The 26,891-nt window shown below is 55.5% G+C and carries 20 protein-coding genes; 10 read left to right on the plus strand and 10 right to left on the minus strand.

Going from position 1 to position 26,891, the window contains the following annotated elements; genetic code table 11:
* Positions 1 to 32 precede the first annotated feature (32 nt).
* The 5 genes from ACSIPU_RS09430 to ACSIPU_RS09450 form a co-directional block, all read right to left on the minus strand.
* A complete protein-coding gene (locus tag ACSIPU_RS09430) occupies positions 33 to 2,234 on the minus strand; it encodes a TonB-dependent receptor (protein ID WP_196557739.1) in 2,202 nt (733 codons plus the stop codon).
* A gap of 57 nt (positions 2,235 to 2,291) precedes the next feature.
* Entirely contained in the window at positions 2,292 to 3,374 is a 1,083-nt protein-coding gene (locus ACSIPU_RS09435) for a YncE family protein (protein WP_032727913.1), read from the minus strand.
* Between the two features lie 341 nt (positions 3,375 to 3,715).
* On the minus strand, positions 3,716 to 4,669 hold the full coding sequence (locus ACSIPU_RS09440) for an aldo/keto reductase (RefSeq protein WP_032727912.1): 954 nt from the start codon (positions 4,667 to 4,669) through the stop codon (positions 3,716 to 3,718).
* Between the two features lie 131 nt (positions 4,670 to 4,800).
* Positions 4,801 to 5,577, minus strand: a complete 777-nt coding sequence (locus ACSIPU_RS09445; RefSeq protein WP_023320502.1) for an ABC transporter substrate-binding protein — start codon at positions 5,575 to 5,577, stop codon at positions 4,801 to 4,803.
* 19 nt (positions 5,578 to 5,596) lie between these two features.
* A complete protein-coding gene (locus ACSIPU_RS09450; RefSeq protein ID WP_004099935.1) occupies positions 5,597 to 6,775 on the minus strand; it encodes a M20 aminoacylase family protein in 1,179 nt (392 codons plus the stop codon).
* Positions 6,776 to 8,248: 1,473 nt separating this feature from the next.
* Between ACSIPU_RS09450 and ACSIPU_RS09455 the strand changes: the two genes are divergently transcribed.
* The 5 genes from ACSIPU_RS09455 (at position 8,249) to ACSIPU_RS09475 (ending at position 14,324) form a co-directional block, all read left to right on the plus strand.
* The gene (locus ACSIPU_RS09455) at positions 8,249 to 8,806 is read left to right on the plus strand and encodes a fimbrial protein (RefSeq protein ID WP_064344979.1); all 558 of its coding nucleotides are present in this window, start codon (positions 8,249 to 8,251) and stop codon (positions 8,804 to 8,806) included.
* A 161-nt stretch (positions 8,807 to 8,967) separates the two neighbouring features.
* Complete coding sequence (locus tag ACSIPU_RS09460; RefSeq protein ID WP_196557737.1) at positions 8,968 to 9,678, plus strand: fimbrial biogenesis chaperone; 711 nt, start codon at positions 8,968 to 8,970, stop codon at positions 9,676 to 9,678.
* Between the two features lie 47 nt (positions 9,679 to 9,725).
* The gene (locus ACSIPU_RS09465; protein WP_196557736.1) at positions 9,726 to 12,254 is read left to right on the plus strand and encodes a fimbria/pilus outer membrane usher protein; all 2,529 of its coding nucleotides are present in this window, start codon (positions 9,726 to 9,728) and stop codon (positions 12,252 to 12,254) included.
* A gap of 16 nt (positions 12,255 to 12,270) precedes the next feature.
* Positions 12,271 to 13,602 carry a fimbrial protein gene (locus ACSIPU_RS09470; protein ID WP_196557734.1) on the plus strand — a complete coding sequence of 444 codons (1,332 nt, stop codon included), beginning with the start codon at positions 12,271 to 12,273 and terminating at the stop codon, positions 13,600 to 13,602.
* Positions 13,599 to 14,324: a fimbrial biogenesis chaperone gene (locus tag ACSIPU_RS09475; protein WP_049127320.1), complete on the plus strand. Its 726-nt coding sequence runs from the start codon at positions 13,599 to 13,601 to the stop codon at positions 14,322 to 14,324. Before ACSIPU_RS09470 ends, ACSIPU_RS09475 begins: the two co-directional genes overlap by 4 nt.
* Positions 14,325 to 14,419: 95 nt before the next feature.
* Here the strand turns inward: ACSIPU_RS09475 and ACSIPU_RS09480 are convergent, their stop codons facing one another.
* The gene (locus ACSIPU_RS09480) at positions 14,420 to 14,917 is read right to left on the minus strand and encodes an RcnB family protein (protein ID WP_115239857.1); all 498 of its coding nucleotides are present in this window, start codon (positions 14,915 to 14,917) and stop codon (positions 14,420 to 14,422) included.
* Between the two features lie 308 nt (positions 14,918 to 15,225).
* Complete coding sequence (locus ACSIPU_RS09485) at positions 15,226 to 15,615, minus strand: hypothetical protein (protein WP_004099916.1); 390 nt, start codon at positions 15,613 to 15,615, stop codon at positions 15,226 to 15,228.
* Positions 15,616 to 16,004: 389 nt separating this feature from the next.
* Between ACSIPU_RS09485 and ACSIPU_RS09490 the strand changes: the two genes are divergently transcribed.
* From ACSIPU_RS09490 to ACSIPU_RS09510, 5 genes are all read left to right on the plus strand, one after another.
* Complete coding sequence (locus tag ACSIPU_RS09490; RefSeq protein WP_049094463.1) at positions 16,005 to 16,928, plus strand: aminoimidazole riboside kinase; 924 nt, start codon at positions 16,005 to 16,007, stop codon at positions 16,926 to 16,928.
* Positions 16,929 to 17,092: 164 nt separating this feature from the next.
* The gene (locus tag ACSIPU_RS09495; RefSeq protein WP_004111112.1) at positions 17,093 to 18,610 is read left to right on the plus strand and encodes a carbohydrate porin; all 1,518 of its coding nucleotides are present in this window, start codon (positions 17,093 to 17,095) and stop codon (positions 18,608 to 18,610) included.
* Between the two features lie 135 nt (positions 18,611 to 18,745).
* Complete coding sequence (locus ACSIPU_RS09500; protein ID WP_435321907.1) at positions 18,746 to 20,116, plus strand: sucrose-specific PTS transporter subunit IIBC; 1,371 nt, start codon at positions 18,746 to 18,748, stop codon at positions 20,114 to 20,116.
* On the plus strand, positions 20,116 to 21,516 hold the full coding sequence (locus ACSIPU_RS09505; protein ID WP_196557732.1) for a sucrose-6-phosphate hydrolase: 1,401 nt from the start codon (positions 20,116 to 20,118) through the stop codon (positions 21,514 to 21,516). Before ACSIPU_RS09500 ends, ACSIPU_RS09505 begins: the two co-directional genes overlap by 1 nt.
* 30 nt (positions 21,517 to 21,546) lie before the next feature.
* Positions 21,547 to 22,551, plus strand: a complete 1,005-nt coding sequence (locus ACSIPU_RS09510) for a LacI family DNA-binding transcriptional regulator (RefSeq protein ID WP_004099902.1) — start codon at positions 21,547 to 21,549, stop codon at positions 22,549 to 22,551.
* A 1-nt stretch (position 22,552) separates the two neighbouring features.
* Here ACSIPU_RS09510 and licT read toward each other — a convergent pair whose 3' ends face one another.
* Genes licT through ACSIPU_RS09525 form a run of 3 tightly spaced genes read right to left on the minus strand, consistent with a single transcriptional unit; the run spans position 22,553 to position 26,690 of the window.
* The gene (gene licT, locus ACSIPU_RS09515) at positions 22,553 to 23,392 is read right to left on the minus strand and encodes a BglG family transcription antiterminator LicT (RefSeq protein WP_004099899.1); all 840 of its coding nucleotides are present in this window, start codon (positions 23,390 to 23,392) and stop codon (positions 22,553 to 22,555) included.
* Positions 23,389 to 24,813 carry a glycoside hydrolase family 1 protein gene (locus tag ACSIPU_RS09520; RefSeq protein ID WP_196557730.1) on the minus strand — a complete coding sequence of 475 codons (1,425 nt, stop codon included), beginning with the start codon at positions 24,811 to 24,813 and terminating at the stop codon, positions 23,389 to 23,391. Before ACSIPU_RS09520 ends, licT begins: the two co-directional genes overlap by 4 nt.
* Positions 24,810 to 26,690 (minus strand): beta-glucoside-specific PTS transporter subunit IIABC, encoded by a 1,881-nt coding sequence (locus tag ACSIPU_RS09525; protein WP_004111108.1) that lies wholly within the window; start codon positions 26,688 to 26,690, stop codon positions 24,810 to 24,812. The genes ACSIPU_RS09520 and ACSIPU_RS09525 overlap by 4 nt, the downstream gene beginning before the upstream one ends.
* Positions 26,691 to 26,891 lie beyond the last annotated feature (201 nt).

The following is a 26,891-nucleotide window of genomic DNA, read 5'->3' on the forward strand; positions in this document are numbered from 1 at the left end:
GGCGAGCAGCCCTGCCCGCCCCAGCGTTTTGCTTAGAACTCGTAGCCGACCGAAACCTTGAACGTCCGCGGTTCGCCGCGGAACAGATAGGTTCCGCTGTCATCCGCGCCGGACCAGTAGTTCTCATCCGTCACGTTATCGACGCCCGCGCGAATCGTCATCTGGTTCTGGTTCTCGTTAAGCGCCAGACGATAGCGCAAGCCGAGATCCAGAGTCGTGAAGCTATCAATCTTCTTGCTGTTCTCCTGATCGGCATACTGCGAACCGGAATGGTTGAGGCGCGCGGTGGCGGTCAGGCCGTCGATGGGCTTGATGTCATACTCTGCCCCAAGCACCGCGTAGAACCCCGGTACGCCGATCGCTGTTTTACCGTCGTTGATACCATCCTTGGTTTTCGACAGTTCGGCTTCCAGCCAGGTCGCGCTGGCGTTAAGGCGCAGACCGTACAGCGGTTCGCCGAAGAGATTAAATTCAACACCGCGATTACGCTGCTCGCCGTTAAGGCCATAGCGTTTCTGGCTATCGAGGAATGCTGACGGCATTTTAATTTCAAACAGCGCCAGCGAGCCGCCAATGCGGCCAAAATCCGCCTTCATCCCGACTTCGTTCTGTTTGGAGTGAATAATTCCGACGCTTTCCCCATAGTTAGCGGCGGAGGTCGGCGCGTTGCTGCCCGGCTGCAGGGCTTCGGTATGGTTGGCGTATAGAGAGATAACCTGCCACGGCTTGTAGACCACTCCATAGGTTGGCATCCAGCGGCTGTCGTCATACGCATCGCTTTGCAGGCCGGTGATTTTATCGTAGTTGCGCACCACCACTTTTTGATGACGCGCGCCAGCGGTGAACAGTAGCGTATCATCCAGCACGCCGAGGGTGTCGCTCAGCAGCCAGCCCTGGGAACGGGTACGGCCGCTGGTCAGCGGATCGTAATAATCGCCGCCGAAGGAAGCGTTCGCTGGAGGCGCAACCTGCTGAGTATCGTAGATATTCACCAGCGGGTTATCCGCCGCCTTCGACATCCGCCATGCGGTTTTATCGTTTTGGGTTTTCGCCGAATAGCCGACGTTGACCTTGTGCGATACAAAACCGGTGGCGAACTCGCCGCGTACCCCGGCCATACCGCTGGCGGTATCAATATAGCGGTTGGTATCCAGGCGCCCCGCCGTGGCGTTGCCCGCCCGGTCAATGAGCTTCGACGCGCTATATAAGCCGATTTCATGGGCGTGCTGCGCGCCTAAAGAGGCATAGGCGGTCCATTTATCGACAATGTCGTATTCCATCCTAAGCATACCAAACTCATTTTCGATATCGCTGTAAGCCCATTTTTGCGTGTAGTTGTGGGTGTTATCCGGCAGGCGCGGAATAAAATCGACGCCCGAAATGTTGATCCCCATCGGGCCGCCGTGGAAGGTTTTTTTCTGATAGCCAAAGTCAAACGAGCTGCGCATGCGTTCGCCGCGATAATCGAGACCAATAGAAGCCAGCGTGGTTCTGCGTTTATCACTCTCCACCGCCGCCTCGCCTTCGCGGTGCACCAGGTTCACCCGCGCGCCGAACTGGTTATCGTCGCCAAAGCGGCGACCCAAATCCAGCGAGCCGCCGACCTGAGAATCTGAGGTATAGTCCACGCCCACGCGAGCGGTCGGGATATCTTCCGCGCGCTTGGGTTCAAGGTTGATCATGCCGCCGACGCCGGAACTGGCTGCGCCGTTCAGCAGAGCATTGGCGCCTTTAAAAATTTCGACCCGCTCAAGCATGGCGGTATCCACTACCTGACGCGGCACCACGCCCGCCAGCCCGCTCAGGGTCATATCGTCGCCGTCAAATTTAAGGCCGCGAATGCGGTAGGTCTCAGCGTAGTTACCGTAGCCCTGCACCGGCTGAACCCCGGCATCGTTACTCACTACATCGGTGATGGTTTTCGCCTGCTGATCCTGAATCAGCTTCGAGGTATAGCCGATAATGCTGAACGGAACGTCCATCGCGTTTTGTTCGCCGAGCATTCCGAGGCGGCCACCGTTGGCGACCTGGCCGTCGAGATAGGCGGGCACCACCAGGTCGCCGCCGGCTCTAAAGCGGCTGTCGGGCGTCGCCTGAACGACCATGGTTTCTTCGTTTTTCTGACGTTCGCCGGCGTCGTTTTCTACCGCAGCGGCTGAATGGGTGATCGCGCCAACGGTTAACGCCAGCAGCGTTTTTCGCAGTGGGAAGGCCGGAGAGCAGGAGCTACGCATAATTTGGTCCCATAGATAGGAAAATAAAGCCAGGGGCCCGTTGCCGGGCCAGATTTTTTATTTTGCGGTCAGGTCAATGCGGACAACGCTGTCCGGCCCTTTCGTCGAATGATCTTTATTGAACGGCTGTTTGACGGTGACAAACAATGTTTGCCCGTCGGCGGAGATCAGCAGGCTGTTGGGGTTAGCCGGAATATCCCATGATTTTTTCAACGCGTAGCTGCTGCCATCCAGGCTGATTACTTTGCCGGATTCACGCTGGGAAATATAAATCTCGTTGCGTTTTGGATTGAACTGCACCGCCAGCGAATCGCCCACTTCCAGCTGCTTAATCAGCTTACCGGTATGGATATCAAGCACCAGCGTGGTTTTCGCTTGCGAGTTGTCGGTGACGAACAGGCGGCCGGTGGCGCTATCTTCGGCCATATTCAGCAGCAGGGCTGGCTTAGCGCCCAGCGGCTTCCAGCGCTGCTCGATACGGTTGTTGCGTGGGTTAATCACCAACACCTCGCCGCTGCCGTTTGCCGCATAGAGACGTCCGGTTTGCGCAGAATAGTGCAGGCCGGTCATCCATTTGCCGGTATTTTTAATCCGCGTTTTCAGCTTCAGCGTGTCGGCATCGACGACCCAGATTTGTGCCGGATCGGCCACCGCGCCCACGTAGAGCGTGTTATTGAGCAACAGGATCTGCCGCGCGCCGTACGGGAATCCCTCTTTGTTACGCTCGCTGAACAGCAGGCGTTTTTTGACTTTGCCGCTGGCGGTATCAATGGCGCTAATGCCGCCGTCCAGCGAGTTGGTCACGTACAGCGTACTGCCATCCGGACTAAGCTGTACGGCAAAGTTTTTCAGGTCTGTGTGGGTCATGCCGAGGGTTTTCAGGGTCGTCGGGTCCAGCTTATAGACCGCCCCGCCCTGCACATCTTTAAAGCCTTCAGCGCTGGCCACGTATAGCGCATCGCCTTTCGGGCTGAGCGCCATTTCATACAGCCCCTCCGCCAGCTCGCGCTTCAGCGGCTGTGCGGGGGTAACCGCGCTTTTTTCAGCCACGTGTTGAGAAGCCGGAACGGTATGGGTGGCGGCACAGCCGCTTAAGACAGCAGAAATAGCCAGCGCCAGCGCCGGGAGAGTGCATTTCATAAGATCAATCCTGAACAAAATCAACGATCCGATAGTGACTCCGCCGCCGAAATTAACGTTTCCGGTCTTGCGCCTGTGAGCCCCATCCTGTGCCTTCGCCGTTTCCCTGTGAGCCCGCGACGAACGCAGGTTATCTCCTGACAAAACCGCAAACAAGAAGAAGAATGAGAACTATACGCATTATCTTATCGTAATCAAGCCTGGCTTTTGGCGAATGGAAAAACGTTTCATTTTTCGCTGAAAGGGATTCGCCGCAGAGGGATGAGCTGAAGGTGAGGAACAATGCGCGACAAAACGCTGAGAGGCAGAGGGCCGGACCCGACAGGATCCGGCCTCAATGACTACGCGCTGGCGGTGTCCAGGCGCGCCAGCTGTTCCGCACTCAGGCTCAGCGCGGCGGCGCGGGCAAAGCTCTCTACTTGTGCAATGCTGGTGGCGCTGGCGATGGGCGCCGTCACGCCTTCGCGGGTCATCAGCCAGGCCAGAGCGACTTCGGCAGGTTTAGCGCCATTTTGCTCCGCGACCTCATCCAGGGTATCAATAATACGCAGCCCGCGAGGATTCAGGTATTTACCGATGCGGCTGCCGCGCTGGCTTTGCGCCAGATCGGACTGCTGGCGGTATTTACCGGTCAGGAAGCCGGACGCCAGGCTGTAGTAGGTCACCACGCCGATCTCGCGGCTGACGCACAAGTCGCAGAGCGCGCCTTCAAAAGCCGAGCGATGATAAAGATTATATTCCGGCTGCAGTACCTGCCAGGACGGCAGGCCGCTTTTACGCGACACCTCCAGCGCGCTCGACAGCTGCTGCGCGTCAAGGTTTGAGGCGCCCATCGCGCGGATTTTACCCGCCTGCTGCAGGGCGTGGAAGGCTTCGAGCGTTTCGGCAACCGGCGTTTCCGGGTCCGGCCAGTGGGCAAAATAGAGGTCAATATAATCAGTGTTCAGGCGACGGAGCGAATCGTCTACCGCCTGCTGGATCCAGGCTTTTTTCAACCCTTTATGGCCAGGAAGGCCTAAATCGGAACCCACTTTGGTGAAGATCTTCACCTTCTCGCGCATGCCTGGCCGCGCCTGTAGCCAGTGGCCGATAATGGTTTCAGACTCGCCGCCCCGGTTGCCATCCGCCCAGCGGGAGTAGACATCCGCCGTGTCGATAGCATCGAAGCCGTGGTCTATAAACGCATCAAGAATGGCAAAACTGTTTTTTTCATCGGTGGTCCAGCCAAAAACGTTACCGCCAAACACCAGCGGGGCGATGGAAAATCCGGTTTTGCCCAGGGGACGTGTGATCATGCCGTTCACTCCTTATCGCTTATATTCAGTATCCTTCGGAACGCCGTGAGGGCCAGAAAAGGACAATTACGGGATAGTAAGAAAAGGAAGCTTGAAGCGGGCTTTCCGCGCCCGCTGAATGCATAACAACATTATGTCCCGGAATAGACGTCAAAGCTAAAATATTTCCCGGCGAGCTTTTTATAAGTGCCGTCGGCAAGAATAGTGGCAATCGCGCCGTTAATCTCCTGGCGCAGAGCATCGTCCTCTTTGCGCAGGCCAATCGCCGCGCCGGCGCCGAACAGCTTGTCGTCCTTCAGGTGTCCGCCAACGAAGGCAAAATCTTTCCCCTGCGGCTGCTGCAGGAAGCTGTAGTCGGCCATCATGCCGGAAAGCACCGCGCCGTCAATACGCCCGGACTCCAGATCCTGAACCACGCGATCCGCCCCCTGATAGGCGACGATATTGATTCCTGCCGGACGCCAGTGCTGATTAACGTAAGTCTCCTGCGCCGATCCCTGCTCGACGCCGATGGTTTTGCCTTTCAACTGCTCGACGGTGTTTCCGGCCAGGGTGTTTTTACGCGCGACAAGGAATACCGGGCCGTTGTACAGCTTGTCGCTAAAGCCAATCTGCTCTTTGCGTTTCTCGGTCATATACATGCCGGAGAGGATCGCATCGAACTTACGCGCTTTCAGCGCCGGGATAATACCGTCGAAATTGCTTTCCACCCACACGCACTTCGCCTGCAGCTGTGCGCAAATCGCGTTGCCGAGGTCAATATCAAAACCCTGCAGCTTACCCTGCGGATCTTTCCATTCAAACGGCGCGAAGGTCGGGTCGACGCCAAAGCGAATTTCCTTATTTTCTGCGGCCAGGGCTGAGGTTGAGGCCATCAGCGCGACCCACAGCAGAAGAGATTTTTTCATTATTTATGGACTCCAGAGATCAACGGCAGTGTGTTTCAACTAACCGGGCAAACAGCGTCGCGCCGGTGGAAATAATATCGTCATTAAAGTCATAGCCAGGGTTATGCACCATACAGCTACCCTTCCCGCCTTTCTCGCCATTGCCCAGCAGGAAGTAGCAGCCGGGGCGCTGCTGGAGCATAAAGGCAAAATCTTCGCTGGCGTTCATCGGCGAGATGGATTCCAGCACGCCCTCCTCGCCAAAGACTTCCAGCGCCAGCGCTTTGGCGAATTCGGTCTCTTCAACGCTGTTGGTCAGTACCGGATAAGAGTCAAAGACCTCTACCTCGCTGCTGGCGCCGTAGCTTTTGGCGGTAAAATCAGCAAGCTCCTTGATACGTTTAATCAGCAGGTCGCGGATTTCCGGCTTCATCGCCCGCACGCTCAGCTCCATCACCACGTTCTCCGGAATGACGTTCGAAGCAATGCCCGCCTGGAAAGTGCCGACGCTCACTACCGCGGTTTCGCCCGGCGGTACGTTACGCGCAACGATGCTTTGCAGATTCATCACCAGCGCCGCGCCGGTGACAATCGGATCGACGGTGCGCTCGGGGTGCGCGCCGTGGCCGCCATAGCCGGTAATGGTAATTTTTACCGTATCCGCCGAGGCCATAAAATTACCGGCGTAAAAGCCAACTTTGCCTACCGGCAGGCCCGGCATATTGTGCAGGCCGAAGATGCGCTCGCAGGGAAAGCGCTCAAACAGGCCGTCTTTAATCATTAAATCCGCGCCGCCGATAGCTTCTTCGGCAGGCTGGAATATCAGGTGAACCGTGCCGTTGAACTGACAGGCCGGAGAGGCGATATACTTCGCCGCCGCCAGCAGAATGGTGGTATGACCGTCATGGCCGCAGGCGTGCATTTTCCCGGCAACGGTGCTAGCCCACGGGAGATCGGTCGCTTCGAAAATCGGCAGCGCGTCCATGTCGGCGCGCAGGCCGATAGTGCGCGGAGAATCGCCTTTGCTCAAGGTTCCGACCACCCCGGTTTTCGCCAGCCCGCGGGTTACCGTATAGCCCCACTCGGTCAGTTTTCCGGCCACCAGCTCGCTGGTATTAAACTCTTCCAGACTTAATTCCGGATTGGCGTGTAAATAATGACGGATCGCAATCATTTCTTCTTCAGTGGCTTTAATTTCGGGAATTACACAGTCGGTCATGCCGGTCTCCGGGCGAAAAATGAGATATTCAGTTTGAATAACTTAACTTGTCAGAGGCTTAATGCAAGTAGGATTTGTGATAGAGGAAGGAGGCATCATCTTATTTACTCATAATGATGAATTTTGTGAATTCACGGTACTGGCTCAAGGCATAACTTTAGATATAGTTATTCTTTTTCAATAATCTAAAATTAACAGCGACGTCAGGAGATCAAACTATAAAAATAGCAACATTTCGCCATGAAACGTCTGACAAACCGCTTAACTAGAATATTTTACTCCAACCACCCCACCAGCAGTCAGACGGAACCTGGCCGCGCGGGTCGCTCCAGGAGGCTGAATATGCCGATCCCGTTTTCGGTAACCGAAAATCTTCTGTCTCAACCTCAAACAGTGATGAGTTGCTCATTCTTCTGCATGAGATAAAGAGCTGAATTGACAAACCATCATAAAAATGCCGTACATGCATAATGTGAAATAGCGTCACAGTATTCCATTCAGCAAATTATTTTTAAACCATTGACGTTAAGACATCAGCCGCGCCGTCATCCCGCTTTATAAATAATTAAAGTCATATGCTTCCGTTTGAAAGCCAGGCTGGCAAGCGTAAAAGACTTTTATTTGATTGACTAAGTCAATATCAGCCTTCAATCCGCTTCGCAGAGCTATTTCCCTATGAAATACCCTCCTTCAGGGATCGTATTGACAAGCGAATATGTCATTGACAAATAGTATTCACACAAAAAATATCACAACACCCAACAAATCAAATTTAATATAAACAGTCAATCAGGAGGTAATGCCAGGATTTTGATAGATGAAATGTATAACCGCACAATAGAACATTTATTTTATAGATATATAAACCCTGAATTAAAGACAATTTAAAAAATACTAAAATCAGAGCTTTCAACTATGAATATGCACGTCCTTAGAGTTTAATACCACAACATCGCTAATGTTTGCGCATTGGCAAAAACATTTATTTAGGAATGTTCCTGGATAGATAAGAGCCCCAGGCCTTTTTGACTTGCACCAGGAGGTTTCCCATCTTTATAATCTTTTCACTTTGAAAATATAAATTCACTGACGTGCGGCGTACTAAATAATTACGTTAGCAACTAACTGTGGGAATGATAAATATGACAATACGGTTAGCATAAAGAGCCCGATAAACGGCATCGGTAACGAAAAGAAAAAGTTGACAGATCATCACCACGATAGAGCATCCTATAAAAGAGGCGGTTTTTCTTTTCACAAAATACCACCCAAATTAATTATGTAAATTCAGGAAACTTGAATATTACTTGGGCGCACTTTCTGTTAATGCTCCTGATAAAGACCGCAATATAGAGATAAAGAAATTTATTAAATAGTGCGTTAAAAGGCCTACATAGCCAGGCGAATAGCCAGTTGATGTAATAACGCCTCGTATCACGAGGCCTGTTTTGAAAATTAGATAAGGATATACAAATGACTAATCAGTTCAAGAAGATAGCAATTATCGCTGCTTTCGGTATGTTGCCTTGTGCAGCTTTTGCTACCCCAACCGTTACCTTTCAAGGGGAAGTCACCGACCAGACCTGTTCTGTCAGCATTAACGGGCAAACCAGCTCTGTCGTCATGCTGCCTACCGTAGCCACAACTGACTTCGGCCCTACCCTTGCCAATGGACAAACGGCTGGACTGACCCCATTCACCGTCTCTATCAGCGATTGTACTGCGCCGGCGACCGATATTAACATTGCCACGAAATTCCTTGGCTATGATGTGGATACCGGCTCCGGCGTGCTGGGCAACCGCGCAACCAGCGATGCCGCCGTCGGATTTGGTATTCAGTTAACGGCTTCAAGCGATGGTTCAAATCCGGTAGTGCTCTCTGGCCCAACGGCTGTTAACGGACTGGTACTGAAAGCAACCAAAACTGAAGCAAGCTATGAGTTCGGTGCACGTTATTATGTCGTTAAAGCGACAGGCGCTAACCCGGGTAAAATTACCTCTGTAGCCGAATATACGCTGAGCTACTTCTAATTGCGCGGCTCTGGCTGGCGAGACATTCTCGTCCAGCCAGAGTTTTCACCCGGTTTCTTTGTATCGTGTGCGATAGATTTCGCTGCGATGCCAAACATATCTCTTCTGGCAGCAAATTAAACTCAGACTTAGGGTACTAATTTAATACAGGAAAGCGAAGGATGCGCATTTATTTCTCATTAGTAGCAATGCTTCTTTTATGCCTGAGTCATCATGTCTGTGCTAGCGTAGTGATGACCGGGACGCGTATTATTTATCCTGCTCAGGCTAGCAATAAATCTATCCAGCTAAAGAATCCGGACCAGCAACCTTATATTGTTCAGGTTCAGGTCGACGATGGCAGTGAAAAGAAACCAGCTGATGAAGATGATAGCAACTTCCTGCTGACGCCCAATATATTTCGCATGGAGCCGGGCAGCGCGCAAACGGTTCTTCTAAAGTATATTGGCAATAGTCTACCGCAAAATAAAGAATCAATTTTTTATATGAATTTCACCCAACTTCCGGCGACAAAAGCGGAAAAAAGTGGGAGTAATCAGCTCGTTTTAGCCATCACCAATCGGGTTAAAATTTTTTATCGCCCTCAGGGAATAGAAGGAACCCCGGGAGAGACGGCGAAGAAAATGACCTTTTCGCTTAGTGGCAAAAAAATAAAAGTCACTAATTCCGCTGGATACTTTGCCGTTGTTCGTCGCGCCAGTTTAGTGATTAACGGTCGCGAAATTAAGCTAGCTGATAGGCAAATGGTCGCGCCGCAATCATCCGCAGAGTGGTTACCCTCAGCCCCGGTGTCCGGCCTCAAGGGCGCCCGTCTGCGGTTAGTTTTGGTCAATGATTACGGCATAGATGTCATCAACGAGCGCACCTTATAGAACGCAATAATAAAAATGATACCGTACCGATTCGGAGGCGGAGTAGCGTGAAATACACTCTTGTTTTATGTTCTGTAATAGCATCAATCTCCGGATCGTACGCAGCGGATAGCACTCCGGAAAATGCATTGTCCGACTCATCTGCGGCCGATGATTATATTTTCGAGCCTGAATTATTTCGCGGTGGAAGATTCAGCCAGTCGGCTCTCGCACAGCTGGTGAAGAAAAATAGCATCGCTCCGGGGAAATACAGAGTCGATGTCTCTGTAAATAGCCACTTTGTCGATAATATTGAAGTTGAATTCATCAAACTCAATGACGATTCGGTTTCTCCTTGCTTACCTGAGACCTTTTTCAAAAGTGCGGGTATTAAACTTACGCCGCCAACCGCCGCCAATTCATCATCAGCCCCCCGCTGCTATTTTTTAAAGCAGGTAGTAAAAGGCGGTAGCGTGGATATGAACGTTGCGCAGCTACGTCTTAATCTCAGCGTCCCCCAGACAGAAATGGACAGAGCGCCTCGCGGGTACGTTGACCCGGAAGAGCTGGATTCGGGGACTTCAGTCGGTTTCGTAAACTATATCAGCAACTATTATCATGTTTCCTATTCCGGAAAGAATAGCGGCAATCAGGACTCGGCCTGGGCTTCGCTAAGTGGCGGGATTAATCTTGGAAAATGGCAGTATCGGCAGTTATCCAATTTAAACTGGAGCCGCGATGGCGGTAGTACCTGGAAAAATATCCGTAGCTTCCTGCAGAGACCTCTACCCGAATATGGCAGCCAACTCACGGCGGGCGAGCTGGTCACGGCAGGTCGTTTCTTTTCCGGTCTGAACTACCGCGGCTTCAGCCTTGCTACAGATGACCGGATGCTGCCTGATTCTCAACGCGGCTACGCTCCTGTTATTCGTGGCGTTGCCGTCACTAACGCCAAAGTATCCGTCCGTCAAAATGGTCAGGAAATCTACCAGACAACGGTCGCGCCGGGAGCGTTTGAAATTACAGACCTCTATCCGACGAGCTATAGCGGCGATCTCGACGTTGAGGTGAGCGAAGCGGACGGATCGGTCAGCCGCTTCAGCGTCCCCTTCTCCGCCGTACCGGAATCGATGAGGGCAGGCATATCCCGCTACAACTTCGAGCTGGGGAAAACCCGCGATACTGGCGACGAATCGCTATTCGGCGACATAACCTGGCAGCGAGGCCTCAGTAACGCCATCACTATGAACAGCGGTTTGCGCATCGCAGACTCCTACCAGGCAATCATGTTCGGCGGCGTTTACGGTAGCTGGCTGGGGGCCCTGGGCATGGACCTCACCTGGTCGCATGCAAAGGTTCCCGATACCGGCTATTCCGAAGGCTGGATGACGCACCTTTCCTGGAGCAAAACGTTTCAGGAGACGGATACGACGGTCTCCCTTGCCGGATACCGCTATTCGACCAGCGGCTATCGCGATCTTAGCGATGTGCTCAGCCTGCGCGATAGCACACATTATGGCGATAGCTGGCAATCGTCCACCTACAGCCAGCGTTCCCGATTCGATATTTCATTGAGCCAAAGCATTGGCCAGCTTGGCAGCCTGTATTTGTCGGGTTCGACGCAGGATTACCGTGATGGCCGCAATCGAGATACGCAGTTACAGTTTGGCTATAGCAACAGTTTCCACGGCATCAGCACCAACCTGTCCGTCGGCCGTCAGCGTATGGGCAGCTACGGCGATAGCGGAAGCATGCAAACCATCACCTCGCTCTCATTCTCAATACCGCTGGGCACCTCCAGCACGCGAGCGCCGACATTAAGCACCTCCTGGACCCATTCGACCGATGGCGGCGATCAGTATCAAAGTTCGCTGAACGGGGTGATTGATGAACAGCAAACGGCCAGCTATGGCCTGAATATCAGTCGCGACCAGCAGTACCGCAACACCGTCTTCAGCGGCAACCTGCAAAAACGGTTCTCGGATACCACCGTTGGAGTGAACGCTTCGAAAGGCGACGGGTACTGGCAGGCATCCGGCAGCGCCCAAGGCGCGCTGGCTATTCACTCCGGCGGCCTCACTTTCGGCTCGTATCTGGGCGACACTTTTGCCCTCGTTGAAGCGAAAGGCGCGGCGGGAGCGAAAGTGCTTAACGCTCAACAAGTGACGATTGATAACCAGGGTTATGCGCTGGTCCCTTCATTGACGCCATATCGCTACAACCGGGTCACGCTGGATCCGCAAAATATGGACGGTAGCGCCGAGCTGGTGGACAGCGAAAAACGCGTTGCCCCTCTGGCAGGCTCCGTCAGCAAAGTGGTTTTTCGCACCCGTAGCGGTACAGCCTTGTTAATTAAAGCCCGATTAGCCAGCGGCGAATCATTGCCGCCGGGTTCGGATGTCCTGGATGAGGGCGGCAACGTCATCGGTATGGCGGGCCAGGGAGGACAAATATACGTGCGTAGCGAAAAAAGCCAGGGGCACTTTGTCGTCCGCTGGGGAGATAAGCCAGAAGAACGCTGCACGCTGCCTTTTGATATTTCTGGCGCGCAGCCAGAGCAGCCGATGGTCAGATTATCCTCAGTCTGTTCACGTTAATGGAGCCGAAGTAGAAATGAAAAATATCATTAAGCTGGGTATCACTCTGATGCTACTCCTGGCTGCCGCGCCAGGCTGGAGCCGATGCACCAAAACCAGCGCGCCTCAAACGGAAGATGGGCGAACGGCAATCATTCCGTTTGGAAAAATTAACCTGACTGATGAATATTTTATGCCGGTGGGCTCGTTACTGGCCAGCATCGTCGTTCCTCCCACTAACTATACCTATGGCGGAGCAACAGCCTCTACGGTGCTCTGGGAGTGTGATGAGGCAGATCTTTCCGGTATTTACTTCCTGGTGGCGACCAACGGTGACGATCGGATTGGCGGTTACTATGATATTGGCGGTCCCGATGGGTTAAGCGATGTCTATGCGACGTGGTTCGCCTACGTTGGCATCCGTCAGACAATGGGCGGCGTCACCTTAACCCGCTACTGGAAGAAATTACCGCTCTCCAGCTGGAATACCACTTCTAACGGTAAGATCCAAATTCGTCTGCAGGATATACCGCCGCTGCAGGCCGAGTTGTATCGGGTCAGCACGCTGCCGGGCAAATCCGCCAGTTCCGCCTATTGTGGCAACAACAATAATAACGGTAGCGGTATTGCCTTTGGTAAAGCCGTTGGAGCGATTTATACCTGTACGCAGCCAAACAGCTATATTCAGCTTGCTGGCGACGCCTCAGTCTCTTTTTCCTTTAGTCATGACAAAGTGGGTGAGGACAGCGCATCAAAATTTGATTTCTGGGGCGCAGATAATGGATTTGGTTACGGCATGCGTACGGGCAGCGCCATTTACAGCGTTCCCACGTGCGTCGCCCGTAGCGCCACGCCCATCGTGATGCTGCCGACAATTTCGGTCCCGGAACTGGAAGCGGGAATGAAAGCCACCTCCTCCTTTTCAGTACAAGTTGAATGCAGTGATACCGTTCAGTCCGGCATTGGCGACACCCAAACAGCGATGGGTTTCCAGGTTTCTGAAGGTGCATACAGCGCAGCGCAGTCTCTCGGGCTGGTTAACGGCAGCGGCGGCGTCAGCGCGCTGGTATCCGACAACTACTTTTCCGCTGATATGGCTAAGGGCGTAGGCATTACGCTTGCCCATAGCAACAAGCCTGGCGAAGAGCTTATTTTTGTTGGCCAGCCCGGTTTTTCCAGCTTAACGCCGGGAGGCAATAATGCGGGCTGGTACCCGGTCATGCAGGGCGCAACCCAGGCCGGAAGCGTTAAAAGCGGTTATACCTATTACACTTATTCACTCATTGCCAGCCTGAAAAAGCTAAACGGGCAAAGCATCACGCCGGGTAAAGTCTACGCTACGGCTTATGTACTGGTGAAAATGCAATGATGAAGAGCGCCCTTATCTGCTTGCTGGGCATGCTTTCTGCCGCGCCGCTTTATGCCGGGATCATGCCTGCCGCCACCAGGATGGTCTATACGGAAGGACAGCGCGAAAAAACGCTGATGCTGGCAAATACCAATGCCTATCCGGTGATTATTCAAAGCTGGATCGACGATGGTGCGGGCCATCCTGATTTTGAACAGGCGCCATTTGTCATCCTCCCCGCCGTTTTCCGTCTGGAACCCGGAGAGCGGCAGGGGCTGCGCATTATATATAACCAGGATCCCTTGCCGACGGATCGTGAGTCGGTGTTCTGGATTAATCTCTATGAGATCCCTCCGCTGGAGGGAAAAAAGTCGCAGGATGCTCGCCTGACGCTGGCAATGAATACCCAGTTAAAACTCTTCTGGCGGCCGAAGGCCCTTGCAACTTCGCTTGAAGAGTCAACAGCAAAGCTGAACTTTAGGCTGCGGCAGGAAAATGGCGGTTGGGGAATAGAATGTGATAATCCTTCTCCTCTCAACGTTTCATTTACCTCTATTACTCTGTTAAACGGTGGTCAGGAAAAAGGGGTCAAAGCGCAGATGGATATGATGACAAAAGCCTATAGCCGTCGCATCTATCCGTTGGAAGCATTCGCTAACCCCCCCACAGGCCAAAAGATCCGCTTTCGTTATTTAAATGATGACGGCGCTTCTGTTGAACACACCGTCTTACTTAAGCCCTAACTGAAAAGTCGCGGGAAAATATCTGTTAGGCAATTAAAGCCGTACCGCTCGCAGCGGTTCACCCGGCAGCGCCGCGCTAACCGGGTGGCTGGATATTAGTTATTCAGCGCGCCGTTAATCAGGATAGAAGTAATAATCCCGGTCGCGGCGGCAATCAGCACATAGTTGCCGTCAATATACGACCAGTGCTGCCCGCGCGGCGGTGCCGGTAATCCGCGATCGTTCCAGTCGTTAATCCGATAATCATTACCGCGGAAACGTTCCGGAGCCGGCTGACCTTTGCGGAAATCGTGCCCGTTCCACGCAAAGTGATCCTGCTCATGACGCGCCTGAGGTCGGCTATCATGCGCCTGGCCCCCGCGCCCTTTATCGCCGCGATCCGGGCCACGGTTATCACCGTTCCCCTGATGATTATTGCCCTGATGGTTGTTGGCCTGCGCCCCCTGCTGGTGGTTGCCGTCCGGGCCGCCGCGGCCGGCGTCTTGCTGCCAGACCTGCTGCTGACCGTGGCTGTTGCCGCCAGGGCCATCCGCCCATGAGGCGGAAGTAAAAGCACACGATAAAATAATTGCCAGTGAAAGAATCTTTTTCATAATACACCTCCTGATATATTTCCTTTGTACCGGGAAAATGTGGAGGAATAGTGAGTAACACTATAACCAGGACAATTCCTGGCTAATATCCTTCATCGTTTAAGTTTTTTGTCGGCTGCATTCATTCACCTTTGTTACAGCGTTACCCGCGCGCATGGGAAAACATGAACTGGCCGCCTTAATGCTGCCCGGAATCCAGGAGGTAGAGCCGTATAACGTATTAATCAATATTATCCCGGTGCTGAATTAAATGCCCTGAATAACAAAAAAGGCCGCTTTCGCGACCTTTTTTAGCAAATAGTCAGTGATTATTCAGTGACTTTTGTTTTCAGCTCTTCGGCACCCTGCTTGGTTTTATCCCAGCCTTCTTTGCTGACCTCTTTGGTCTTATTCCAGCCTTTTTCGGTGCCTTCTTTAGTGGCGTTCCAGCCTTTCTCAGTCCCTTCTTTGGTTTTGTTCCAGGTTTTCTGCGCGCCTTCGCTGACTTCACTGCCTACGCTATCGCTTTTGCCTTCTGCCGCATGTTTGGCTTTCAGCTGCTGCTCTTCACCCTGGTGCTGGGCCTCGTGCAGTTTTTCCTTCGCGGTGTTCGCCCCTTCGTGGGCCGCCGCGACGGTATCATCGGTTGCATGTGTCGTTGCAGCAAAAACAGGAGCTGCTACCAGAATCGCAGATAACGCAATCATTGCTTTTTTCATATTGTCCTCTCTCTAACGAACTTAATGTTATGAGTCGCATTCAGCATGGCACAAGATTCTGCCGTCTGGCTTTAGGGATTGTTCTTAAAACTATTTTAAGACTTTTCTATCCGCTTTTTACCTGCCGGGTCCAGGTTCCGGCTGCTCAGCCAGCATTCCTTTCATGGGCGACGTAGCGTAACCGTCCGGGCTGTCGCTCGATGCCGCTATGCAGACGGCGGCGATCGGCATGACCCTCCGCGCGGCCAAATCACCGCGGTTTTGCAAGGCCGCTCACGTTTTTATACCCTGAATCGCACTTTTCCGCCTGCAACGTTCCCCTCACTCTGTCGCTATGCTTTAATGTGCTAAACCGGTTTAATTAAGTTTAGCTATGGAGAATTTTCAGCATGAATGCAAAAGTTTGGGTTCTGGGCGACGCGGTGGTGGACCTGCTGCCGGAGAGCGAAGGCCGCCTGCTGCAGTGCCCCGGCGGCGCGCCGGCTAACGTAGCGGTAGGCGTCGCCCGCCTTGGCGGAAACAGCGGGTTTATCGGACGCGTCGGCGACGATCCGTTTGGCCGCTTTATGCGTCATACCCTGCAACAGGAGCAGGTCGACGTCAGCCATATGCACCTCGACGGCCAGCACCGCACCTCCACCGTAGTAGTCGACCTTGACGATCAGGGGGAACGCACCTTTACCTTTATGGTGCGCCCCAGCGCGGACCTGTTCCTCACCGAAGAAGACCTGCCGCCGTTTGCCGCCGGGCAGTGGCTGCACGTCTGCTCTATTGCGCTCAGCGCCGAGCCCAGCCGCAGTACCACCTTCGCGGCTATGGAGCGCATCAAATATGCCGGCGGTCGGGTCAGCTTTGACCCCAATATCCGCCCGGATCTCTGGCAGGATCAGGAACTGCTACACGCCTGCCTCGATCGCGCTTTGCGGATGGCCAACGTGGTGAAGCTATCGGAAGAGGAGCTGGTATTCATCAGCGGCAGTGATGATTTAGCGCATGGAATCGCCAGCATAACCGAGCGCTATCAGCCGGAATTGCTGCTGGTGACCCAGGGTAAAGCGGGCGTGCTTGCCGCCTTCCAGCAGCAGTTTACCCATTTCAGCGCCAGGCCCGTTGTCAGCGTGGACACCACCGGCGCGGGAGACGCATTTGTCGCCGGACTGCTCGCCAGCCTTGCCGCCAACGGGATGCCGACGGATATCGCCGCGCTGGAACCGACGCTCACGCTGGCGCAAACCTGCGGCGCCCTGGCGACAACGGCGAAAGGCGCGATGACCGCCCTGCCTTATCAGCGCGATCTTAATCGCCAGTTTTGATCGTTAAAGCCGCCCTGCGCGGCTCACTTTGTTGCATCCATCACATTTATTAAACCGGTTTAGCAAATTCATTTTAAAAATGTTAAAGGTCGGGCTTAACATAGCGCCTAAACCGGTTTAGCAAAAAACACTACTTTTCATTTTACTTTTGGGATGCGACCAGCATGTATAGAAAAAGCACACTTGCGGTTCTTATCGCTTTGCTAACCGGCGCCGCCTCAGCCCACGCGCAAACGGACCTCAGCACCATTGAAGCCCGGCTGATCGCGCTGGAAAAGCGCCTGCAGGAAGCGGAAAACAGGGCGCAAACGGCGGAAAACCGCGCCGAGTCGGCGGAGAAAAAAGTCCAGCAGCTCACCGCGCAGCAGCAAAAAAACCAGGACACGACTCAGGAAGTGGCTCAGCGTACCGCCAAACTTGAGAAAAAGGCCGATGAGAAAAGCGGCTTTGAGTTTCACGGCTACGCCCGCTCCGGCGTAATAATGAATGATTCCGGCGCCAGCACCAAATCCGGAGCCTACATGACGCCAGCGGGGGAAACCGGCGGAGCAATCGGCCGTCTGGGAAACCAGGCCGATACCTATGTTGAAATGAACCTTGAACATAAGCAGACCCTGGATAATGGGGCCACCACCCGCTTCAAAGTGATGGTCGCCGACGGGCAAACCACTTATAACGACTGGACGGCAAGCACCAGCGATCTGAACGTTCGTCAGGCCTTTGTCGAACTGGGTAACCTGCCTACGTTCGCCGGGCCGTTTAAAGGCTCCACCCTGTGGGCCGGGAAACGTTTTGACCGCGACAACTTTGATATTCACTGGATCGACTCTGACGTCGTGTTTCTCGCCGGTACCGGCGGCGGTATCTACGACGTGAAGTGGAACGACAGCCTGCGCAGTAATTTCTCCCTTTACGGGCGTAACTTCGGCGACATCGATGATTCCAGCAACAGCGTGCAGAACTATATCCTCACCATGAACCACTTCGCCGGTCCGCTGCAGATGATGGTCAGCGGTCTGCGGGCGAAAGATAACGACGAGCGTAAAGATACCAACGGCAATCTGGTGAAAGGCGATGCGGCAAATACCGGCGTACACGCGCTGCTCGGCCTGCATAACGACAGTTTCTACGGCCTGCGCGACGGTAGCAGCAAAACCGCCCTGCTCTACGGTCACGGCCTGGGCGCAGAGGTTAAAGGTATCGGCTCTGACGGCGCCCTTCGTTCGGGAGCCGACACATGGCGCATTGCCAGCTACGGTACCACGCCGATCGGCAAAAACTGGTCTATCGCCCCGGCGATCCTGGCGCAAAGCAGCAAAGATCGCTATGTCGATGGCGATAGCTACCAGTGGGCAACGTTCAACATGCGCCTGATCCAGGAGATTAATCAGAACTTCGCCCTCGCCTACGAAGGCAGCTACCAGTATATGGATCTCAAACCCGAAGGTTATAACGATCGTCATGCGGTGAACGGTAGCTTCTACAAGCTCACCTTCGCTCCAACCTTTAAGGTCGGCAGCATCGGTGATTTCTTCAGTCGTCCGGAGATTCGTTTCTACACCTCCTGGATGGACTGGAGCAAAAAACTGAATAATTACGCCAGCGATGATGCGCTGGGCAGCAACGGTTTTAACTCGGGCGGCGAATGGTCGTTCGGTATGCAGATGGAAACCTGGTTCTGACGGTTACATCAGACGACAGGAACCGCCGGGGCGACAAAACGCCTTCGTCGCCCCGGACACAATAACGACGCAGAAACTGCGCCCCCGTGAACACGGGACGACAACACGAAAATGTTTACGCATTCAGAGGGTACTATGGATTTTGAACAGATTTCCCGCTCGCTGCTTCCGCTTCTGGGAGGCAAGGAAAATATCGCCAGCGCCGCGCACTGCGCCACGCGCCTGCGCCTGGTGCTGGTTGATGACGCGCTGGCTGACCAGCAGGCCATCGGCAAAATTGAAGGGGTTAAGGGCTGCTTTCGTAATGCCGGGCAGATGCAGATTATTTTCGGCACCGGGGTGGTGAATAAAGTCTATGCCGCTTTTATTCAGGCGGCAGGTATTAGCGAGTCCAGTAAATCGGAAGCCGCCGACATCGCGGCGAAAAAGCTTAACCCGTTCCAGCGCATCGCCCGCCTGCTGTCAAACATCTTCGTGCCGATTATCCCGGCCATCGTCGCTTCCGGTCTGCTGATGGGCCTGCTGGGAATGGTCAAAACCTACGGCTGGGTTGACCCAGGCAACGCTATCTACATCATGCTGGATATGTGCAGCTCGGCGGCGTTTATCATTCTACCGATTCTGATTGGCTTTACCGCCGCCCGCGAATTCGGCGGTAACCCCTATCTCGGCGCAACGCTCGGCGGCATTCTGACCCACCCGGCGCTGACGAACGCCTGGGGAGTCGCCGCCGGTTTCCATACCATGAACTTCTTCGGCCTCGAAATCGCCATGATCGGCTATCAGGGTACGGTGTTCCCGGTGCTGCTGGCGGTCTGGTTTATGAGCATCGTTGAAAAGCAGCTGCGCCGCGCGATCCCCGATGCCCTGGACCTGATACTGACGCCGTTCCTGACGGTGATTATTTCCGGCTTTATCGCCCTGCTGATTATCGGCCCGGCCGGTCGCGCGCTCGGCGACGGTATTTCGTTTGTCCTCAGCACCCTGATTAGCCACGCCGGCTGGCTCGCCGGTCTGCTGTTTGGCGGTCTCTATTCGGTTATCGTCATTACCGGTATTCACCACAGCTTCCACGCCATCGAAGCCGGACTCCTCGGCAATCCGTCCATCGGCGTCAACTTCCTGCTGCCGATTTGGGCGATGGCCAACGTCGCTCAGGGTGGCGCCTGCCTGGCGGTGTGGTTCAAAACCAAAGACGCAAAAATTAAAGCCATTACGCTGCCCTCAGCGTTTTCCGCCATGCTGGGCATCACCGAGGCGGCGATTTTTGGTATCAACCTGCGCTTTGTGAAGCCGTTTATCGCGGCGCTGATCGGCGGCGCGGCGGGCGGCGCGTGGGTAGTATCCATGCACGTCTACATGACCGCGGTAGGCCTGACGGCGATCACCGGCATGGCCATCGTGCAGGCCAGCTCGCTGCTGAACTATATTATCGGAATGGTTATCGCCTTTGGCGTCGCCTTTACGGTTTCCCTGGTTCTGAAATACAAAACGGACGCTGAATAATGTCACTTCCATCACGGCTGCCTGCGATTTTGCAGGCCGTTATGCAGGGCCAGCCGCGCGCGCTGGCCGATAGTCACTATCCGCGCTGGCACCATGCGCCGGTTACCGGGCTGATGAACGACCCCAACGGCTTTGTCGAATTTGCCGGACGCTATCACCTGTTTTATCAGTGGAACCCGCTCGCCTGCGATCATAAATTTAAGTGCTGGGGGCACTGGAGCTCCGCCGATTTGCTGCACTGGCAGCATGAGCCGATTGCGCTGATGCCGGACGAAGAGTATGACCGTAACGGCTGCTACTCCGGCAGCGCGGTGGATAACAATGGTACGCTCACCCTGTGCTATACCGGCAACGTGAAGTTTGCCGATGGCGGCCGAACCGCCTGGCAGTGCCTGGCAACGGAAAACGCCGACGGCACCTTCCGCAAAATTGGCCCGGTCCTGCCCCTGCCGGAGGGCTACACCGGCCACGTGCGCGACCCGAAAGTCTGGCGGCACGAAGGACGCTGGTACATGGTACTGGGCGCGCAGGATCGGCAAAAGCGCGGCAAGGTGCTGCTGTTCAGCTCCGCAGACCTCCATCAGTGGACGAGTAAGGGCGAAATCGCCGGCTACGGCCTCAATGGCCTCGACGACGCCGGCTATATGTGGGAGTGCCCGGATCTGTTTCCGCTCGGCGACCAGCATATTCTGATCTGCTGCCCGCAGGGGATGGCTCGCGAAGAAGAGCGCTTCCTCAATACCTATCCGGCGGTATGGATGGCCGGTGGTTTCGACTACGACCGCGCCGCTTTCAGCCACCGCGAGCTGCACGAACTGGACGCCGGGTTTGAGTTTTATGCCCCGCAAACCATGCACACCCGCGATGGCCGCCGTCTGCTGGTCGGCTGGATGGGCGTGCCGGACGGCGAAGAGATGCTTCAGCCGACTCTTGCCAACGGCTGGATCCATCAGATGACCTGCCTGCGTGAGCTGGAGTTGATCGACGGTCAGCTCTACCAGCGTCCGCTGCGCGAGCTGACCGCTTTGCGCGGCGAAGCGCAGGGCTGGCCGGGGAATACCCTGCCGCTGGCGCCGATGGAAATCGCCCTGCAAACCGCCCGGGACGATGCGTTAAGCCTCGACTTCGGCGGCGCGTTGACCCTTGAGCGCGATACCCGCGGGATTCGCCTGGCGCGACGCAACCTCGCCGGCGACGAGATGCACTATCGTTACTGGCGCGGCGAGGTCCGTTCGCTGCGGATTTTCATCGACCGGTCGAGCGTGGAGATTTTCATCAACGACGGCGAGGGGGTGATGAGCAGCCGCTGCTTCCCGGCTTATCCGGCGCAGCTGATTTTCTCCGGCAGCGCGCCGGACGCATTCTGCTGCTGGCCGCTGCGAACATGCATGGTAGAATAAGCGTTTTGCTTTCAGGCTCATGGCGTCGTAATGAAAACCAAACGCGTAACCATTAAAGATATCGCCGAACTGGCGGGCGTTTCCAAAGCGACCGCCAGCCTGGTGCTGAACGGGCGTGGCAAGGAGCTGCGCGTGGCGCAGGAAACGCGCGAGCGCGTGCTGGCGATTGCCCGCGAGCAGCACTATCAGCCGAGCATCCACGCCCGCTCGCTGCGCGACAACCGTAGCCACACCATCGGCCTGGTGGTGCCGGAAATCACCAACTACGGCTTTGCGGTCTTTTCCCATGAGCTGGAGATGCTGTGCCGCGAAGCAGGCGTCCAGCTGCTGATCTCCTGTACCGATGAAAACCCCGGTCAGGAGAGCATGGTGGTCAATAACATGATTGCCCGCCAGGTTGACGGTCTGATCGTCGCCTCCTGTATGCACAACGATGCCGACTACCTGAAGCTCAGCGAACAGCTGCCGGTGGTGCTGTTTGACCGCTGTCCTAATGAAAGCGCGCTGCCGCTGGTGATGACCGATTCGATTACCCCAACGACGGAGCTGATTTCCCGCATCGCGCCTCAACATAGCGATGAATTCTGGTTTTTAGGCGGTCAGCCGCGTCTGTCGCCCTCCCGCGATCGTCTGGCCGGGTTTACGCAGGGTCTGGCCCAGGCGGGTATTGAATTGCGCCCGGAGTGGGTGATCAACGGCAACTACCATCCCAGCTCCGGCTATGAGATGTTCGCCGCCCTCTGCGCGCGTCTGGGAAGGCCGCCAAAGGCGCTATTTACCGCCGCCTGCGGGCTGCTGGAAGGGGTGCTGCGCTATATGAGCCAGCACCATTTGCTCGACTCCGACATCCACCTGGCGAGCTTTGACGATCACTATCTCTACGATTCGCTGTCGCTGCGTATTGATACCGTACAGCAGGATAACCGCCAGCTGGCCTGGCACTGCTACGATTTAATCAGCCAGCTGATCGAGGGCAACACGCCTGAACCGCTACAGCGCTACCTGCCGGCGACGCTGCAGTTTCGGCATCGGTGATTCACGCATCCAGCCCCGCGATCCGCACCAGATGAACGGTGAGCCACAGCAGCTCGTTGCCGCCGAGGGTGATATCGAGCTGGGCTTTGACGTAATCGCGGATCAGCAGCGCGCAGCGGTATGCGTCCGGATACGCCTTAATCACCTGCACCAGCAGAAAGCTGTCCCGCGCGCCGTCCAGCTCCCCCTCCTGTAAACGCTGGAGGAAAAACTGCATATGGACCAGAAAGCGCGAGTAGTTTATCGATTCGGTGTCTATCTGCTGCTTAAAGTGGTACTGCACGAGATTAAAAATATCCTTCAGCATTTTCACCGACTGCATGGTCTGCGCTACGTCGTCGCCCTCGCTCTGGCCGTTAACCAGATGAAAGGCGATATTCCCGGCTTCCTCCTCCGGCAGTTCAATCCCGTACTGCTGGCGAATAATCGTTACCGCCTCACTGGCGACGCGGAACTGCTGCGGATAAAAGCGCCTGACTTCCGGCAGCAGGCGGTTCTGAATAGCGATCCCTTTGCGGCTGCGCTCGATGGCGAAAGTCAGATGGTCGGCGAGGGTAAAGAAAATCTGCTCGCGGACTTTGCTGGCGAGCTGCATATTGGCGCGGGAAATAATCATTGCGGCCATCTCAATGACCTCATCCGGAATGGCGGAGAGCGCCTCAAGATAGCCGCTGCGCGCGCCGAGCGCCTGGGTTACGAATAGCTTCTCTATCTTCTCCGGGGCGATTGCATCGCCGGGCCTGCTATTGAAACCAATGCCTTTCCCCATGACGATAACCTCCCTGTTATCGTCGTCCATCGAGAGCACGAGGCTATTATTGAGCACCTTCTGAACAATCATCTCTGCGACTCGTCGTGGTTGCCGTTTTGCGCGATGACATCCTTATACCACCAGAAGCTGCGTTTGCGGATCCTTTGCAGCCGCTTCAGGTCATCCTCGCCGCGATCGACATAAATAAAACCGTAGCGCTTGGCGTATCCCTGATGGGTGCTGACCACGTCAATCGCCGCCCACGGACAGTAGCCCATCAGCTCGACGCCGTCGGCAATCGCCAGCCGCATCTGTGCGATATGCGCGTCGAGGAAAGCGATGCGATAGTCGTCATTCACCGTCCCGTCAGGCTCCAGCTTGTCCGGCGCGCCCATCCCGTTTTCGCTAATCAGAATCGGCAGACCATAGCGCTCGCACACTTTACGCAGCGTCAGACGCAGCCCTACCGGGTCGACCACCCAGCCGTAGGGGGTTTTGCCGACCCATGGATTTTCCGCCGGACGATAAACCCCCTCTTCGCCCAGCATAATTTGCTGATCGCCCGCGCGGGGCGCAACGTCCCCGCCGTCGCCCCGGCTGGCGGCAATGGTGGCGGTCGAGTAGTAATTAATGGCGATAAAGTCCGGCCTCCCCTGCTGCAAAATCAGCGCATCCTCCGGCTGCAGTTCCGGCGCGAGGCCGCGATCCTGCATATAGGCCCACGCCAGGGCGTTGTAGCGCCCATGCACCGCAACATCCAGAAAGCTCCAGCAGCGCAGCGTCTCCCAGTTATGCGCGGCGATGGCGTCCTCCGGCTTACAGCTTTCGGCGTACATCGACGTGGTGTTTATCGCCGGGCCGATGCGCAGCCCGGGGAACTCACGGTGGCACAGGGCGAAGATCTGCGCCTGGGCCAGCATCATATGATGATTCTGCTGGTACAGCGCCTTCTTATCCGGCAGTTCACGATCGGCGGGCACGCCAATCGCGCCGGGATGCAGAATCATGGTGTTCTGTTCGTTGATGGTCAGCCAGAGCGGAACTTTGGCGGCAAATTCGCTGAACAGCAGCCTGGCATAGCGCACGAATGCCTCCCCGGTTTTGCGGTTCAGCCAGCCGCCTTTTAGCTCCAGCGCCCACGGCAGGTCGAAGTGGTAGAGCGTCACGATGGGGGTGATCCCGTGGCGCGTCAGGGCGTCGATCAGGCGGTGATAAAAGGCCAGCCCATCCGGATTCACCGGGCCATCGCCGTCAGGTATCACCCGCGACCAGGCCACCGAAAAACGGTAGGCCTTCAGCCCCATCTGCGCCATCAGCGCGACGTCCTCCTCCACGCGATGATAGTGGTCGCTGGCGATGCGGAAGTCCGCCGTTCCCGGCGGATGGCTAAGCATGTCGACTACCGACGGTCCTTTACCGCCTTCATTCCACGCGCCCTCAACCTGATAGGCTGAGGTGGACGCGCCCCACAGAAAACCGTCCGGGAACCGGGCCTGCTGTTGATAAATCATGGCTGCGCCTCCTTAACGGATTGCACCATCAGCGTCTCGCCGTAATCCACCCGGGCGGCGTCGGTAAAGCGCAGAGCGTGCTGCCCATCGCCGTTGACCACAATGACTGGCGTAATCAGGTCGTATCCGGCCTGTTCGATGGCGGGAATATCAAAGCGGATCAGAACCTGCCCCGCCTCCACCCTATCCCCCACCTTCAGCGATGAGCTAAAGTGCTGGCCGTTAAGATTAACGGTATCAATACCGATATGGATCAGCAGCTCAACCCCGCTGTCGCTCTGCAGGCCAACGGCGTGGCAGGAGGGCAGAAACATCATCACCGTGCCGCTAAACGGCGCGCGCAGTACTCCCTCTTCGGGACGAATCGCCAGCCCCTCGCCCAGCAGACCGCCGGAAAAGACGTCGTCGTTCACTTCACTGAGCGCCACCACCTGACCGCGCAGCGGGCTTAATACTTCCGTCTCCCCCTCGCTTTTAGCGCTCGCCGCAGGCTGCGGCGCCTCGTCCACCGCTTCTTGTTCCTCAGGAACATCTTTGAAGGCGATAAACCAGGTCAGGGTAAAGGTCACCACGATGGAAATCGCGCAGGTCACCAGCGCATGAACGATGTTCATCGGGTTTTCACCGATAAACGCCGGCAGCGCCGCGAGGCCTGGCGAGACAAACGCGTAGCGCACCAGCCCGCTCACCCCGGCATAGACCCCGGCGCAGCCGCCGCCGATCATCGCGGCAATCAGCACGCGGCGGAACTTGAGCAGCACCCCGTACAGCGCCGGTTCGGTGATCCCCAGCAGTGCGGTAAATCCCGACGAGGAGGCCAGCTGGCGCAGGTTGCTATTTTTGGTTTTCAGCGCCACGCACAGCGTCGCCGCTCCCATCGCCACGTTTGAGGCCAGCATCCCCGGGCCGTTAATCATCTCGTAACCGCTTTTACTCAGCTGACCGGTGGCGATCGGCGTCATCGCCCAGGCGGTGCCGGTAATGATCAGGAAGGGCTGCAGGGTGCCCATCAGCATCGGGATTAACCAGCTGGCGTGGCGGTCGATAGCGCCCGCCCCCGCAGCCACCAGGTCGTTAAGCAAAATGCCCGCCGGGCCGACCACCACCAGCGCCAGCGGCGCGGTAATCAGCAGAATCAGCATCGGCTTAACGAAAAACTTGATAATCGATGGCGACACTTTTTCGGCGAAGCGCTCCACCCACGACATCAGCCACACGGTCAGAATAATCGGCAGCACCGAACCGGCGTAATCGGAAAGCAGGACGTTGATGCCGACAAAATCCACCGCTTTACCGGCCGCCAGCATCTGGCCGATGCCCGGATGCAGCAGCACGCCCGCGAGGGTCATCGCCAGAATCGGGTTGCATTCAAACTTCAGCGATGCGCCGTAGGCCAGCAGCACCGGCAGGAAGAAGAAGGCGGCGTCGGCAATAATATTCAGCAGCTGATACGTCGAGCTGGTTTCGCTAATCACCCCGGTGAGCTTGAGAATGGCCAGCAGCGCTTTAATCATCCCCGCGCCGGTAATCGCCGGGATCACCGGGGTAAAGGTGGTCGAAATAACGCTGATAATCCGGGCGACGATGCCGGCCGGCTTCGCGTTTTTATCGCCGCCTGCCGGGCCTTTTTTCTCCGGCAGCGCCTTATTGAGCAGGCGATAAACCTGCTGCACCTCATTACCGATAACTATCTGGAACTGGCCGCCCTTCTCCACTACGCTGATCACGCCGGGGAGGGCGCCAATCTGCGCATCGTTAACCTTTGCGCGGTCGTTGAACTCCATGCGCAGCCGGGTCGCGCAATGGGTGAGCATACGGATGTTCTCCGCACCGCCCACCGCGTGGAGGATTTTGTCTGCTGTTTCGTTATAGTTCATAGTGTTCCCTGGTGTTGGGGCAAAAAAAAAGACCAAAACAGAGACGCTCCCCTTGGCGGGAGAGCATTTCTATTTTGGTCTTGCCTGCTTTCGCAGTAGCACGCCATCATAAAAATGGGTTATTTCGGCGGATTATCTAAGCGGCCTTTGATGAATTCAATGACGACCAGACAAAAGTGTGAGCTGGATTAAGTAAATTCT

Origin of the sequence: Klebsiella sp. HN106 (genome assembly GCF_051209435.1) — a bacterium.
Taxonomy (GTDB): domain Bacteria; phylum Pseudomonadota; class Gammaproteobacteria; order Enterobacterales; family Enterobacteriaceae; genus Klebsiella; species Klebsiella oxytoca.